This window comes from Mesorhizobium metallidurans STM 2683 (assembly GCF_000350085.1).
GTDB classification, from domain to species: domain Bacteria; phylum Pseudomonadota; class Alphaproteobacteria; order Rhizobiales; family Rhizobiaceae; genus Mesorhizobium; species Mesorhizobium metallidurans.
The window spans coordinates 101833-115651 of record NZ_CAUM01000143.1 but is presented as its reverse complement, the minus strand read 5'-3'; the positions used below and the strand labels follow the sequence as shown (position 1 = coordinate 115651).

General features: G+C 64.5%; 14 protein-coding genes. 5 read left to right on the top strand and 9 right to left on the bottom strand.

What is annotated here, in order from left to right; all coding sequences use genetic code 11:
- Positions 1-58: 58 nt before the first annotated feature.
- The 4 genes from MESS2_RS33085 to MESS2_RS24055 all read left to right on the top strand — a co-directional run bounded on the left by MESS2_RS33085 (position 59) and on the right by MESS2_RS24055 (position 2796).
- Positions 59-313 carry a hypothetical protein gene (locus MESS2_RS33085; RefSeq protein WP_008877122.1) on the top strand — a complete coding sequence of 85 codons (255 nt, stop codon included), beginning with the start codon at positions 59-61 and terminating at the stop codon, positions 311-313.
- 206 nt (positions 314-519) lie between these two features.
- Positions 520-1305 carry a ThuA domain-containing protein gene (locus tag MESS2_RS24065; protein ID WP_008877121.1) on the top strand — a complete coding sequence of 262 codons (786 nt, stop codon included), beginning with the start codon at positions 520-522 and terminating at the stop codon, positions 1303-1305.
- Between the two features lie 10 nt (positions 1306-1315).
- Complete coding sequence (locus tag MESS2_RS24060) at positions 1316-2374, top strand: Gfo/Idh/MocA family protein (RefSeq protein ID WP_008877120.1); 1059 nt, start codon at positions 1316-1318, stop codon at positions 2372-2374.
- Positions 2371-2796 (top strand): GFA family protein, encoded by a 426-nt coding sequence (locus tag MESS2_RS24055; RefSeq protein ID WP_244440072.1) that lies wholly within the window; start codon positions 2371-2373, stop codon positions 2794-2796. The genes MESS2_RS24060 and MESS2_RS24055 overlap by 4 nt, the downstream gene beginning before the upstream one ends.
- 18 nt (positions 2797-2814) lie before the next feature.
- Here the strand turns inward: MESS2_RS24055 and MESS2_RS24050 are convergent, their stop codons facing one another.
- From MESS2_RS24050 to MESS2_RS24010, 9 genes are all read right to left on the bottom strand, one after another.
- Positions 2815-3558, bottom strand: coding sequence for an amino acid ABC transporter ATP-binding protein (locus MESS2_RS24050; RefSeq protein WP_008877118.1), 744 nt, complete (start codon positions 3556-3558; stop codon positions 2815-2817).
- Between the two features lie 25 nt (positions 3559-3583).
- The gene (locus tag MESS2_RS24045) at positions 3584-4258 is read right to left on the bottom strand and encodes an amino acid ABC transporter permease (RefSeq protein ID WP_008877117.1); all 675 of its coding nucleotides are present in this window, start codon (positions 4256-4258) and stop codon (positions 3584-3586) included.
- Positions 4255-4932 (bottom strand): amino acid ABC transporter permease, encoded by a 678-nt coding sequence (locus MESS2_RS24040; protein ID WP_008877116.1) that lies wholly within the window; start codon positions 4930-4932, stop codon positions 4255-4257. The genes MESS2_RS24045 and MESS2_RS24040 overlap by 4 nt, the downstream gene beginning before the upstream one ends.
- Before the next feature lie 90 nt (positions 4933-5022).
- Positions 5023-5811 carry an ABC transporter substrate-binding protein gene (locus tag MESS2_RS24035; RefSeq protein ID WP_008877115.1) on the bottom strand — a complete coding sequence of 263 codons (789 nt, stop codon included), beginning with the start codon at positions 5809-5811 and terminating at the stop codon, positions 5023-5025.
- Between the two features lie 102 nt (positions 5812-5913).
- The gene (locus MESS2_RS24030; RefSeq protein WP_008877114.1) at positions 5914-7077 is read right to left on the bottom strand and encodes a saccharopine dehydrogenase family protein; all 1164 of its coding nucleotides are present in this window, start codon (positions 7075-7077) and stop codon (positions 5914-5916) included.
- Positions 7074-7580: an Lrp/AsnC family transcriptional regulator gene (locus MESS2_RS24025; protein WP_008877113.1), complete on the bottom strand. Its 507-nt coding sequence runs from the start codon at positions 7578-7580 to the stop codon at positions 7074-7076. Before MESS2_RS24025 ends, MESS2_RS24030 begins: the two co-directional genes overlap by 4 nt.
- 246 nt (positions 7581-7826) lie before the next feature.
- On the bottom strand, positions 7827-8552 hold the full coding sequence (locus tag MESS2_RS24020; protein ID WP_008877112.1) for a 3-keto-5-aminohexanoate cleavage protein: 726 nt from the start codon (positions 8550-8552) through the stop codon (positions 7827-7829).
- A gap of 304 nt (positions 8553-8856) precedes the next feature.
- Entirely contained in the window at positions 8857-10212 is a 1356-nt protein-coding gene (locus MESS2_RS24015) for a sigma-54-dependent transcriptional regulator (RefSeq protein ID WP_008877111.1), read from the bottom strand.
- The gene (locus MESS2_RS24010) at positions 10209-12092 is read right to left on the bottom strand and encodes a sensor histidine kinase (RefSeq protein ID WP_008877110.1); all 1884 of its coding nucleotides are present in this window, start codon (positions 12090-12092) and stop codon (positions 10209-10211) included. The genes MESS2_RS24015 and MESS2_RS24010 overlap by 4 nt, the downstream gene beginning before the upstream one ends.
- 240 nt (positions 12093-12332) lie before the next feature.
- Here MESS2_RS24010 and MESS2_RS24005 point away from each other — a divergent pair, with 240 nt between their 5' ends.
- Positions 12333-13664, top strand: a complete 1332-nt coding sequence (locus tag MESS2_RS24005; RefSeq protein WP_008877109.1) for a dicarboxylate/amino acid:cation symporter — start codon at positions 12333-12335, stop codon at positions 13662-13664.
- Positions 13665-13819 lie beyond the last annotated feature (155 nt).

Below are 13819 nucleotides of genomic sequence, written 5' to 3'. Positions count from 1 at the left end.
TGTCATCCGACCACCTTCCCAATTAATCTAAGGGCTCCAGTAGCTGGAAGGTCAAGCTGTGCTACTCACTGCCGCCGCAGGCGCGCGAATAATTGCCGTTGCCGTTCCCGCTGAGGTTTTCGATTGCGATATCCGGTTCACTTGCCAGACCTTGCCTGCGCGGCGGGCGGCCGAATCCAATGGCTGCGCCGTTTTCAGGGACTATGCCCGCTTCCTCGCCGCCTACAAGAAGGGCAAGATCAAGCGCCTGGTCGTGGTGCCGCGCCTGAACGAGCCGCTGACGCGAGCCGCCCAGGACGGGCGAGGGGCTTAGGCGCCGGGCGCAAACCTCTAACGTCGGAGGGGACAGAGGGGGTGCGAAGGATCGCTACAGAACGGCTTTCATTCTGTTCTACTACATTCTTCGGTATGACGTTCCCCCCGATTGTCAGCAGCCGCCACTGAAACCGTTTTCATTCCCGGCCGGGCGGACTATGACTGGCCGGGGCGGGTCGGCTCCGGTTTCACCAAGAGGTTGTCATGACAATACGCGCTGTCGTCTGGGGCGAGAATATCCATGAGCGGACCAACGAGGTGGTCGCGGGCATTTACCCCGAGGGCATGCACGCGACGATCGCCAAGGCGCTGAATTCCGACAAGGCGATCTCCGCCTCGACCGCGACGCTCGAGCAGCCTGAACACGGCCTGCCGGCCGACCGCCTGGCGGAAACCGATGTGCTTGTGTGGTGGGGGCATAAGGACCATGGCGCGGTCGCCGACGAAATCGTCGAGCGCGTGGCGCGCCGCGTCTTCGAAGGCATGGGGCTGATCATTCTCCATTCCGGCCATTTCTCAAAAATCTTCAAGAGGCTGATGGGCACGCCGTGCACGCTGAAATGGCGCGAGGCCGGCGAGCGCGAGCGGCTCTGGGTGACCAGTCCCAGCCATCCGATCGCCGCCGGGATCGGCGAATATTTCGAGCTCGAAAACGAAGAAATGTATGGCGAGCAGTTCGCCGTGCCGGAGCCGCTGGAGACGGTTTTCATCTCCTGGTTCCAGGGCGGCGAAGTGTTCCGGTCGGGGCTGACATATCGCCGGGGCGCCGGCAACATCTTTTATTTCAGGCCGGGGCACGAGACCTACCCGACCTATCACGACGCCAACGTCCACAAGGTGCTGCGCAATGCGGTGAAATGGGCGCACAACCCGCAAGGCGCCAATCCGGCCATCCTCGATGCGCCGAACGTGCCGGTGGAAAAGGCGCTCGAGCCGATCGTCGAGCGCGGCGGCAAGCTTCATGCCGCCGGCGAAGCCGGCTTTCGTTGAGGGTAAGAAAATGCGTCTTTTGATACTGGGCACCGGCTGGATGGCGCAGGAGCACGCCCGGCAGTTCGGCAAGATCGATGGCGCCGAACTGGTCGGCGCCGTCGATGTCGACAAGAAGCGTGTCGACGAATTTTCCGACAGCCACGGCATTCCCAACCGGTTCACCTCGCTGGAGGATGCGCTGGCGTGGGGTGCGTTCGATGCTGCGGCCAACGTGACGCCGGATCGCATCCACCATCCGACCACGATGATGCTGGTCGCGGCGGGCAAGCCGGTGCTGTGCGAAAAGCCGCTGGCCGAAAACTTCGAGAAGGCCAGCGAGATGGCCGATGCCGCCGAGCGGGCCGGCATCATCAACATGGTCAACCTGACCTATCGCAATGTGGCGGCGCTGCAGAAGGCGCGCGCCATGGTGCTGGCCGGCGAGATCGGCCAGGTCCGACATGTCGAGGCGTCCTATCTGCAGAGCTGGCTGGTGTCCAGGTTCTGGGGCGACTGGCGAACCGATCCGAAATGGCTGTGGCGCCTGTCGCGCGGCCACGGCTCCAATGGCGTGCTGGGCGATGTCGGCATCCACATCCTCGATTTCGCCAGCTATGGCGCCGCACTCGACATCGATCATGTGTTCTGCCGGCTGAGAACCTTCGACAAGGCGCCCGGCAACCGGATCGGCGAATACGACCTCGACGCCAATGACAGCTTCGCCATGGCGCTGGATTTCTCCAACGGCGCGTTCGGCATGGTGCATGCCAGCCGCTGGGCGACCGGCCATCTCAATGAATTGCGGCTGCGCATCTATGGCGACAAAGGCGGCATCGAAGTCGTGCACAATCTGAACGGCTCGGAGCTGAAAGCGTGCACAGGCGAGGACATCGAGAACGCCAAATGGCAGGCCCTCGATCCCGGCTCGGTGCCGACCAACTACCAGCGCTTTGTCGATGCGGTGCAGAGTGGCATTCAGGCCGAGCCGTCGTTCCGCCATGCAGCCGAATTGCAGAAGGTGCTGGATCTTGCCGTCGTCTCGGATGAGAAACGGGCAGAGCTCAGGGCACACGCCGATACGCAGTGATATTTTCGAGGAGGAGCCAGCCATGGTCACGCCGCGCCGAATGTTCCTGCGGTCAGCTTTCCGCAACCTGTTCGGGTGAACCGGTACGGGTTTCGGTATGCCACTGCCTGGCTTGCAAGCGGCGCACCGGCAGCGCGTTCAGCTTCAATGCGCGGTTTCCCGAGCACAAGGTCTCGATCGAGGGACGTTCGGTGGAGTTCACGCGCATTGGCGAGCAGGGCGGCCGCGTCACCTACAATTTCTGCCCGGACTGCGGCACCAGCGTCCACTACCGGATTGACACGCAGCCCGGCCTGATCGCCATCCCGGTCGGCGCCTTTGCCGATCCGTCTTTCCCGCAGCCCTTCCAGTCCTTCTATCATGATAGCCGACGCTGCCAGTGGGTCGAGGTTCGTGCCGAACCGTTGGCGACCTTCGGCTGAAGTGCCGAAACCAGGCAACTAATGCCGCAGGATCTTGCTCAGAAAAGCGCGGCTGCGGTCGGTCTTCGGGTTGGAGAAGAACTCATCGGGCGTGCCGCTCTCGACGATGGCGCCGGCATCCATGAACACCACGCGCTGGGCGACCTTGCGGGCAAAGCCCATTTCGTGCGTCACCACCATCATGGTCATGCCTTCCTCGGCGACCGCGACCATGACGTCGAGCACTTCCGAAATCATCTCGGGATCGAGCGCCGAGGTCGGTTCGTCGAAGAGCATGATCTTGGGGCGCATGCCGAGGCAGCGGGCGATCGCCACGCGCTGCTGCTGGCCGCCTGACAGTTGCGCGGGATAGGCGTCGACCTTGTCGGCAAGGCCGACCTTGGCGAGCAAATCGCGCCCGGCCTGCTCGGCTTCAGTGCGCGGGATCTTGCGCACATGGATGGGAGCGAGCGTGACGTTCTCCAGCGCTGTCTTGTGCGGATAGAGGTTGAACGACTGGAAGACGAAGCCGATCTCCGTCCGCAGCCGCGTCATGTTGGTGGCGGGGTCGCCGAGGCGCTGGCCGTCGACCACCAGATCGCCGTCGCGGATCGTCTCCAGCCCGTTGATGCAGCGGATCAAGGTGCTCTTGCCCGAACCGCTCGGGCCGCAGACGACGACCACCTCGCGCGGCTCGACGCTCAGCGTGATATCCTTCAGCACATTGAGCGCGCCGAACCATTTGTTGACACCGCGAAAATCGATCATGCCGGTTTTGGTCATATTGCCTGACCCTTGGGGTTCGATGTCACAACTGCACCTCGCCATGGGCCGCGCCCATGCGCTGCTCCAGCCGTCTCGCCAGCATGATCAGGGGATAGCAGACGATGAAATAGCCGAGGCCGATGAGGAAGAAGACAAGCAGCCCGTTCGGCACACGCTGCACCACCAGCCAGCCGACGCGGGTGAGGTCGGTGAGGCCGATGGCCGAGACGACCGAGGAGTCCTTGATGAGCAGCACATATTGCCCGACCAGCGGCGGCAGCACGATGCGCATCGCCTGCGGCAGCACCACCTGGCGCATGCGCTGCCAGCGCGACAGGCCGGACGCCAGCGCCGCCTCGACCTGGCCGGTCGGCACAGAGCGGATGCCGGCGGCGACGATCTCGCAGATGAAGCAGGCGGCCAGATTGGTCAGCGCGATGATGCCGGCGGTGAAGGCGTCGAGCTCTATGCCGAGTTCCGGCAGGATGAAGAAGATCAGGAAAATCTGCACCAGGAACGGCGTGCCGCGGATCAGGTCGACCCAGGCGCCGATCACGCTGCTGATCAGGCGGTTGCCGCCGGTTCGCAGGATGCCGAGGCCAAAGCCGAGCAGCGTGCCCAGCACCAGGCTGATCAGCGACAGCACCACGGTCACGCCGAGGCCGCGCAAGGCGAGGGGATAGCTGCCGGCGAGGCTTTGCAGCTGCTGCCAGATCATGTGCTGCTCCTTGCCGGCTGCAGGCCGATCCAGCGCCCGGACAGTGCCGCCAGTCCCTTGAGACAGTAGTAGAGCAGGAGATAGAAGGCAGCGATGGTGATGAAGCCTTCCGCCGGCATGAAGCGGTCGGAGGCGAGCAGCTGGCCGGCGCGTGTCAGCTCGGCGACCGAGATCAGCGACAAAAGGGCGGAATCCTTGACCAGCACGATCGCCTGGCCGAGCAGCGGCGGGATCGTCACCTTGAACGCCTGCGGCAGGATGACCAGTCGCATGCGCTGGACATAGGTCATCCCCGAGGCGACGCCGGCTTCCACCTGGCCGCGCGGGATCGACAGGATGCCGGCGCGAATGATTTCGGCGACGTAGGCGCCACTGTTCAGCGACAAAGCGAGGATGCCGACGACAAGCTCGGGCAGGACGAAGCCAAGGCGGGGCAGGCCGAAATAGAGGAAATAGAGCTGCGCCAACAGCGGCGTGGCGCGCACCGTGTCGATATAGGCCTTGGCCGGAACGCGGAACAGCCAGCCGCGCTGCAGGTTCATGGCACTGAGCACGATGCCGACGGCGAGCGCACCGGCGAAGGAGACGAGGGACAACCACACAGTCGTGACGAGGCCCTGCCCGAATAAAGGCAGATATTCGACGATGGTGCGGAAGCTGAAGTTTTCGAGCATCGCTGGGTGGGATTCCGAGACAGACGAGGCGAACTCCGGACGGCTTCGCGCCGCCGAGACGCGCGCGAAACCGCTGGGATCTATCGCTGCTTAGTGGTCCTTCTTCCAGGCGTCGGAATTGACCCAATAGTCGAGGTTCTTCTGCAAGCGGCCGTCGATGCTGACCTGATCGAGGAACAGGTTCATCCAGACCAGCAGGTCCGGCTCGTCATAGCGGGTGGCGAAGGCCAGCGGCTCCTTCGACAGCAGATCCGGCATGATGGTGAAGCTGCCGGCCGGATAGGCGGTCGACTGGCCCTTCACCGCCGAGACGTCATTGACGCCGCAATCGGCCTGGCCGTTATTGACGGCGTCGAGCAGCAGCGGGCCGCCGCCCTTGTAGCTCTTTATGTCGGCGTCCGGGAAGGCGTTCTTGGCTTCCTTCTCGCCGGTGGCGCCAAGCAGCACGGCAATCTTAGTGCCTTTGGCCTTGCAGTCCTCGGTGGTCTTGAACTTGCTGTCGGCCTTGGTGAAGACGGTGCTGCCCGTATACATATAAGGTTTGGTGAAGGCGACCTTCATGCCACGCGCCAGCGTCGGCGTCATGTCGGCGACCAGAAGATCGGCCTTGCCCGACAGCAGCGCCGGGATCAGCCCGTCCCAGTCGAAATCGAGGAAGGTGATCTTGACGCCCATTTCCTTGGCCATCAGTTCGGCGAGTTCGACCGAGCTGCCGGTGCGTTCGCCGGCCGCACCGACCAGCGAGAAGGGCGGTCCCTGCGTCTGCACCGCAACGCGTAGTTCGCCGCGCTTGGTGATGTCGTCGAGCGTTCCAGCACCGGCTGCGGCTGTGAGGCCGGCGAGCGCAAGTCCTGCGATGAAAAGCCTGGCAATCTTCATTGGGCATTCCTCCTTGTTATCTCTTGTTATTTCGCCCTTTTGGGCTCCTTTTGAGCGGCAGCGCCGTTGCCGGCGGCGACCACCGTTCGAAAATCTGTCTCCTCAGTCCCAGCCGACCGTTTCGGTAACCCGGATGCCGCGCCTGGCCAATTCGTCGAGGAAGCGGCGGTCGGGCACATGCAGCAGCGGGTTGAGCAGGCCGGGCGTGGCGATTTCGCCGCGCGCCAGCATCTGCGCCACGATGCTTGCGGGATAGCCGACGCCGAGGCTCATGCCGAACAGGCCGGAGGCGAGGTCGCGTTCGATGATCAGGTCCGAGGTCACCGTCTTGCTGCGGCCGCCTTCGGTGCCAGAGAAGACATTGCGCATCACGCACAGGTCCTTCTCGTCGGCGCCATATTGCAGTTGAGGTCCTAGCAGCCGGCCGAGAAATTCGCGGGGGCTGGCGCCCGTGCCGGGCACCTTGTCCTCGGAAAGGAAGCCGAGCTCCTTGAGCGGCGCCCAGAAGGCAGACCAGCCAGGCCAGCGCAGCGAATAGCGGCCGGAGCGCTGCAGCCCCCTGGCGGCGGCAAGCATCTCGACATAGTGTGGCGCGTCGCCATTGGGGAAGGCTTCCAGCCTGCCCAGCCCGGCGACCTCGATTTCGTGGATGAAGCGGTTGGCGTGTTGGCGGCTGGCCGAAACCTCGACCCGCTTGCCATCCTCGATGAGCACGCTGTCGCGGTTCTGGCTGACCAGAACCATGTCGAAGTTCCAGCTCACCTTGTAGCACAGCGGTTTGGCCATCGCCTTCGGCTCGGGGATGCCGCCGCAATAGGAATCGATCGCGGTGATTGCGTCGAACTGCCGGGCGGCATGGGTGTAGAGGACAAGGTCGATGCCGGGGTCGAGCCCGCATTCGGTCATGATCGAAACGCCGGCCTTTTCCGCCGCCGGCGCCATATCGGCGATGGCCTTGCCGTAATTGGTGGTGACCAGTGGCGTGCGCGTCGCGATCGCCGCCTGCACGGCCTCGCGCATCAGCGGTTGCGGCAACAGGTCGATGACGGCGTCGACATCCGCCAGCACTTTGGCGAGCACCGGGCCGATCGCGCCTTCGGGCACGACGAAACGCACGCGGGCAAGGTCGGTCAGGCCGCCAAGCCTGGTCGCCCCGTCCGGCGCGGTATCGACGCAGACTACTTCTTGGACGCCGTCGCTGGCGACGAGATCGGCGATTGCCGCCCGGCCTTGCAGGCCGAGGCCGCCGAGCACCGCGATCTTCATGGCGTGCCCTTGCGCGCAACGTCTTCCGACCAGCAGCCTTCCGGCAGGCTGACCCATTTGTTGCAGGAGGCCATGACGACGAAGGTCTCGCTGCGCACGACTTCGCCCGGCTCACCGGCACCGGGGATCAACTCGCTGGTGACGCGATAGAGATCGGCGACATCGCCGGCCACGGTTACATCGACGATGATGTCGAAGCGCCCGGTGACCACGGCGGCCGAGTTCACGAAAGGCAGTTCGGAAATGCGCTGCGCCAGCTCGCGAGCACGGCCGCGCCCCTGCGCATTGATGCCGACGATCGCCGAAATCAGCTCGGGGCGCTCGGTCAGGTTCAGCAGCCCGACGATCTTGAGCAGGTTTCGGTCCAACAGGTTGCGCAGCCGCGTGCGCACCGTAGGCACCGAGATCGCCATCGTCTCGGCGAGCCGATTGATGCCGGGCTGGGCATCCTGCGACAACAATTTGACCAATCTCCGGTCGGTCTGATCGAGATGTTCCCGCAAGGCTCAGGCTTTCATAAGTTGAAAGAATTTAAGAATTTTTCTTTCTGATCTAAAAACAGCCTATGGAGAATTTTTTACAATAGCAAGAGGCTACTCCTTTTTGCCTACCGAAGTCGTCGACGCGGCGGCCTCGATGCCAAACGACCGGTTCGGAAGGCTCATGGTCAAACAGGAAGTCCGGACTTCCGCGACGGATCAGGCTTGAGTGCTGGGTCCGGCTTGCATCAGCTCGCGCTGGATCTGCCGTCAGCGTCCGGCCCGGAAGATCGCCACCGCTGCAGCTGTCAGTGCGGCGTTGCCGGATGCCACCCTTCCGTCCGGAAGCGCCTTGCCGTCCTCCAGCCCGACGCGCGTCGACAAGTTCCGCCGTGCTGCCCGGTGCACGAACGGCCAGACCGTGGCGTTTTCGCCATGCAGCAGGATGGCGCGATGCATCCCGGCGCGGTCAAGCACCGCCTCGATGCCGTCGCTGACCGCCCATGCCGCGGCGAGCTCCTGCTCGGAAATCTCGATGAGTATGCGCAGCACGCGATTGCCATGGTCGAGGCGAACAAGGCGCTCGGCGTCGGCGACGGAGGCGAGCCCGGCCTCGATGCCGACACCGCGTTGCCGCAGGCACCCCATGACTTCGGGGGCGGCCTGTTCCGACAGATTGACCGAGGCATAGTCGGGCAATTCGCCCCAGCCGGCGATCGCGGCCAGCGTGCGCTCCTCGTCGTTCTCGATCCAGGCGCCGATGGAGACACCGATCAGCGTCCCCGGGCAGGCGCGGCGGAGCGCGAGCATTGTCGGGTCCATTGCCGCCAGCGCCAGGCTTTCGCGGCCGTCCGGTCCGCGCGCATGGACATGAAGCTCGGCTGCACCAGCGGCCACGCAGGCCGCGCCGTCGCGCGCCATGGCTTTGGGATCAAGCGGCAGTTGCGGGTGGAAATCGGCGCTGCGCGCCCCATTGATGCAGGTCTGGACGATCATGGCGATGGCGGTCCGGTTTGCGGTTGGGGCCAGACTAACGCATGATCGCGGACACAGGAATCGGGTTCGCGCCGGGCGGCTGCTTCTTGGTGGCGAAGAGTCGCCGATGTTGGCGCTGCCCCTCATCCCCCTGCCAGGACCTTCTCCCCGTGTAGTGACGGGGAGAAGGGGGCTGGCTGCAACCTCGGCGCTTTTTCTGCTACGTTGATGATTGGCAAGATCTTCGGTGAGGGCGTCCTTCTTCCCGTTCTACGGTGAGAAGATGCCGGCAGGCAGATGAGGGGCAGCGCCGGCCTGTCGGCCCTTATCTGGAAAACTCGCTGCGCACGATACCGTGGCGCTGGAGCTTGTCGTAGAAGGTCTTGCGCGGGATGCCCAGCGCCTCGATCGTGCGCCGGACATCGCCTTCATTGCGGCCGAGCGTTTCGCGGATGATGTCGGCCTCATAGCGCTCCAGCCGCTCGGGCAGCTTCATGGCGGCGTCCGGCTGAACGGGGGCAGGGGATTGCGCCTGCGTTTCTTCTTCCAGTCCAAGCACGAAACGCTCGGAAAAATGCGCGAGTTCCCGGACATTGCCCGGCCAGTCATGCTCCCTGAGGTGGCGATGCACCGAAGCCGGGACAGCCGGCACCGGGCGCCGGAAGCGGGCGGCGGCGCGCTCGGCGAAATAGAAGAACAGCAAGGCGATGTCGTCGCGGCGTTCGCGCAGCGGCGGGATCGAAATCGTCACCACATTCAGCCTGTAATAGAGATCTTCGCGGAACGAGCCGCGCTGGCGCGCATCGCCAAGATCGACCTTGGCGGCGGCAACGACGCGCAGATCCACCGGCCGCACTTCGTTGGTGCCGAGCGGCGTGACCTCGCGCATTTCCAGCACGCGCAGCATCTGCACCTGCGTCGAGACCGGCATGCTTTCGATCTCGTCGAGGAACAGCGTGCCGCCGCTGGCATGCTCGATGCGGCCGATGCGCTTCTTCTGCGCACCGGTGAAGGCGCCCGCCTCATGGCCGAACAATTCGCTCTCGATGACGGTTTCCGGCAGCGTGCCGCAATTCAGCGCGACGAAATTGCCCCTGGCGCGGCGGCTCCAGCGATGCAGCAGGCTCGCCACCACCTCCTTGCCGGAGCCGGTCTCGCCGGTCACCAGCACGTCGACATCGGTGTCGGCGATCTGCCGCAGCATGCGGCGCAACCGCTCCATGGCCGGCGTCTGGCCGATCAGCGGCAGGCCGTCCTGCGCCTCTCCTGCCGCCTCGCGCAGGGCCCGGTTCTCCATCACCAGGCGGCGCTTTTCGGCGGCCCGCCTCACGCTCTGCACCAGCCGGTCGGCGGCGAAGGGTTTGGTGATGAAGTCATAGGCGCCGTCCTTGATCGCCTTGACGGCAACCGCGATGTCGCCGTGCCCGGTGACGAGGATGACGGGAATATCCGCATCCAGGCGCAGCACGCGATCGAACAATTGCAGGCCGTCGATCTCGGGCATGCGGATATCCGACACCACGACGCCGGCAAAACCGGCGTCGAGCCTGGCCAGGGCTTCGGCCGCCACCGCAAAGGCCGAGACTGAAAAGCCGGCCAACTCCAGCGTCTGCGCGGTGGCCTTGAGAAGATCGCTGTCGTCATCGATCAGGATGACCGGCGCTGCGTCGTGATCCGTCATGCCGTCCGCGCTGCTTTCAAGAGATGGATGGTGAAGCTTGTGCCGCTGTCGCCGCTCGCAACCTCGATGCGTCCGCCATAATCGAAGACGATGTCCTTCGAGATGACGAGGCCGAGGCCAAGGCCTTTTTCCTTCGAGGTGTTGAACGGCGTGAACAGCGACTTCAGCATCGCGGGCGGGATGCCGGGCCCGTTGTCGGACACGCTGACGATGACGCCGTTTGCCGTCTCCTCGACCGAAACCCGCACATGAGCGTCGTCGCGGCCGTCCAGCGCTTCCAGCGCGTTCTGGAAGAGGTTGATCAGCACCTGTTCGAGCCGGATCCGGTTGCCCATGACCTTGAGTGTCGGTGGCGGCAGGTCGAGGGCCAGCGCGTCGAGCCGGCCGGCAAAGCGGCTTTTCAAAAGCATGACAGCGCCTTCGATGACGCCGCGCAATTCGACCGGTTCGGCAGCGGTGCGGCCCTTGCGGGCAAAGGCCTTCAACTCCTCGGTGATGGTGCCGATGCGTTCGGTCAGCGCTGCGATGGCGCCGAGGTTTTCCTCGGCGGGCGCCGTCTGCTTGCGGTCAAGGAAGGTGCGGGCATTGTCGGCATAGGCGCGGATGGTGGCGACCGGCTGGTTGATCTCATGAGCGACGCCGGCGGCGACCTGACCGAGGATGGCGAGACGGTTGGCCTGGACCAACTCCTGCTGCACCACCTGGAGTTTTGCTTCGGTGCCGCGGTGGCCTGATATCTCGGCCTGCAGCCGGTCGCGGGCCTGGCTCAGATCCTCGGTCCGTTCGATCACGCGGCGTTCGAGCTCGCCGCGCGCCGCCAGTTCGGCGGCGATGCGCATTTGTGCCGATTGCCGCCGCCACAGGAGATAGGCGGCGAGACCAAGCAGCGGAATGACGACAGCGAGCGCCAGAAGCCGCATTTCGCGGATCGCAGCAGTGACCGGCGCTTCTGCCGGGACGAGATAGTCGAGCCGCCAGGGCGTCGAAGGAACCGGCGTCGAGAGGCGCAGATATTCCGCGTCGCTGCCGCCGGGCGTCACGGCATGGACGATCGACACATCGGGGCTCAGCGCCTCAGGGCGCGTGATCGGCAACGGCACCAGCGGCGCGTCGCCGAACTGCTGGCTGTCCCGGATAGCGGCAAGCGTCGGTTCGGCCAGCGGCGCCGATGTCATGAAGCGCCAGGACGGCACGCTGGTGATCAGCACGACGCCATGCTCGTCGCTGACATAGGCGGGGCGGTTCGCCTCGTGCCAGTCGGCCTCGAGCTGGTCGAACTCCATCTTGACGACAACGACGCCAAGCGGTGCGGCGGCATCGCCGACGCGGCGCGAGATGTAGAGGCCCGGACGCTTGCTGACGCTGCCGAGCGCGAAATATTCGGCGGTTCCGGCCTGCATCGCGCCCGAGAAATAATCGCGGAACCGGTAATCGTTGCCGACGAAGCTGATCGGCTCGCGCCAGTTGCTGGAGGCGATCGCGAAGCCGTCGGCGCCGATGACATAGAGAACCGCCGCCTTGGTGCCGGAGACCAGCCCTTCGAGCTTGCGGTTCAGCACATCGCTCGCAGCGGCGTTTTTCTGTGACAGCGCGTCACGCACCTGCTGGTCTTCCGACAAGAGCAAGGGAAGCGCGCGTGGGCTTTCCAGCACGGCGCGCAGCAGCGCGACCTTCAGATTGGCGTCGGTGCGCCCCTGCGCCGCCAATGTGCCGATCTCGGCGGTGCGGCCGTAAAGGCCGGCGCCGTACAACGCTGCTGCGGCGATCGCAAGGGCGATGGTGGCAAACAGCAACCAGGCGCGGTGCGCCCGCCTGCGGAGTTCTCCGGGCGTCGAAGACCCAGGTGTCGAAAATGGGGCAGCGGCGGGGCGTTGCAGCATCGCCTATCTGTGCATGATTTCGCACAAAACACAATTCGAGCTATGCGGATAGTCGCACTGACTGTGTGTGAAGCGGCCTTCTTAGCTCTGGAATATTCAATAAAATCAAAGGAAAGGCTTTCTTCCGCGCAGTTGGCACGGCAGTTGCAAGCACGAATTCAGCAGTCGCGAGGCTGCTGGAGGTCAAAGCAACTGCCCCGGGGAGTCGAGCTTTTCGATCGGGGCGCCATGGAGGACGTCATGCAGACAGCATTCGCTGCCGCCGAACCGCGCGGCAAACTTCCCTTCTATCGGCATCTCTATGTGCAGGTGCTGGCGGCGATCGCCGCCGGCGTGCTGCTCGGCCATTTTTATCCCGAGACAGGTGAGGCGCTGAAGCCGCTCGGCGACGCCTTCATCAAGCTGGTCAAGATGGTGATCGCACCGGTGATCTTCCTGACGGTGGCGACCGGCATTGCCGGCGTTTCCGACCTGCACAAGGTCGGCCGCGTCGCCGGCAAGGCGATGATCTACTTCCTGGTGTTCTCGACGCTGGCGCTGGTCGTCGGCCTTGTCGTCTCCAATGTCGTCCAGCCGGGCGCCGGCATGCACATCAACCCGGCCACGCTCGATCCCACCAAGGTGGCGACCTTCGCCGAGAAGGCGGGCGACACGACCATTGTCGGCTTCCTGATGAACATCATTCCCGACACGATCACCGGCGCCTTCGCGAAGGGCGACATCCTGCAGGTGCTGTTCTTCTCGGTGCTGTTCGGCGTTGCCTTGGCCATGGTCGGCGATCGCGGCCGTCCGGTCGTCGATTTCCTGCAGGCGCTGACCACGCCGATCTTCCGCCTCGTCGCCATCCTGATGAAGGCGGCGCCCATTGGCGCCTTCGGCGCCATGGCCTTCACCATCGGCAAATACGGCATCGGCTCGATCGCCAATCTTGCGATGCTGATCGGCACGTTCTACCTGACCGCGCTGCTGTTCGTGCTCGTCGTGCTGGGCGCGGTCGCCCGCTACAACGGCTTTTCGATCCTGGCGCTGATCCGTTACATCAAGGAAGAGCTGCTGCTGGTGCTCGGCACCTCGTCCTCGGAAGCGGCACTGCCCGGCCTGATGGCCAAGATGGAGCGTGCCGGCTGCAACCGTTCGGTGGTCGGGCTGGTCATCCCGACCGGCTATTCCTTCAACCTCGACGGCACCAACATCTACATGACGCTGGCCGCGCTGTTCATCGCGCAGGCGACCGACACGCCGCTCACCTTCGGCGACCAGATCCTGCTGCTGGCGGTCGCCATGCTGAGTTCCAAGGGTGCCGCCGGCATCACCGGCGCCGGCTTCATCACGCTTGCCGCGACGCTCTCGGTGGTTCCCACCGTGCCGGTCGCCGGCATGGCGCTGATCCTCGGCGTCGACCGCTTCATGTCGGAGTGCCGGGCGCTGACCAACTTCATCGGCAACGCGGTGGCGACGGTGGTCGTGGCGCGCTGGGAAGGAGAACTCGACCAGACCCAGTTCGCCGCAGCGATGGCCGGCGACCTGCCCGAGGAAGTCGACCTGTCGCTGCCCGGGCTGCAGCCGGCCTGACCGGTCGGGCTGCATGACCATTGCCCGGAGCCGGCTCGCCGCCGGCTTCGGGATAGAGCACTGGCCTTCCAAGCCGATGATCGCATATTGGCTGCCGATGGCGGGCTATTCTGTAAATTAGTTGCTTACATCCGATTGACTTGCGTAAGCAAGAT

Coding starts and splice junctions, on each gene's coding strand:
- MESS2_RS24065 (WP_008877121.1), top strand. CDS start 520: ATGACAATACGCGCTGTCGTCTGGGGCGAGAATATCCATGAGCGGACC.
- MESS2_RS24060 (WP_008877120.1), top strand. CDS start 1,316: ATGCGTCTTTTGATACTGGGCACCGGCTGGATGGCGCAGGAGCACGCC.
- MESS2_RS24050 (WP_008877118.1), bottom strand. CDS start 3,558: ATGACCAAAACCGGCATGATCGATTTTCGCGGTGTCAACAAATGGTTC.
- MESS2_RS24045 (WP_008877117.1), bottom strand. CDS start 4,258: ATGATCTGGCAGCAGCTGCAAAGCCTCGCCGGCAGCTATCCCCTCGCC.
- MESS2_RS24040 (WP_008877116.1), bottom strand. CDS start 4,932: ATGCTCGAAAACTTCAGCTTCCGCACCATCGTCGAATATCTGCCTTTA.
- MESS2_RS24035 (WP_008877115.1), bottom strand. CDS start 5,811: ATGAAGATTGCCAGGCTTTTCATCGCAGGACTTGCGCTCGCCGGCCTC.
- MESS2_RS24030 (WP_008877114.1), bottom strand. CDS start 7,077: ATGAAGATCGCGGTGCTCGGCGGCCTCGGCCTGCAAGGCCGGGCGGCA.
- MESS2_RS24020 (WP_008877112.1), bottom strand. CDS start 8,552: ATGATCGTCCAGACCTGCATCAATGGGGCGCGCAGCGCCGATTTCCAC.
- MESS2_RS24015 (WP_008877111.1), bottom strand. CDS start 10,212: ATGACGGATCACGACGCAGCGCCGGTCATCCTGATCGATGACGACAGC.
- MESS2_RS24010 (WP_008877110.1), bottom strand. CDS start 12,092: ATGCTGCAACGCCCCGCCGCTGCCCCATTTTCGACACCTGGGTCTTCG.
- MESS2_RS24005 (WP_008877109.1), top strand. CDS start 12,333: ATGCAGACAGCATTCGCTGCCGCCGAACCGCGCGGCAAACTTCCCTTC.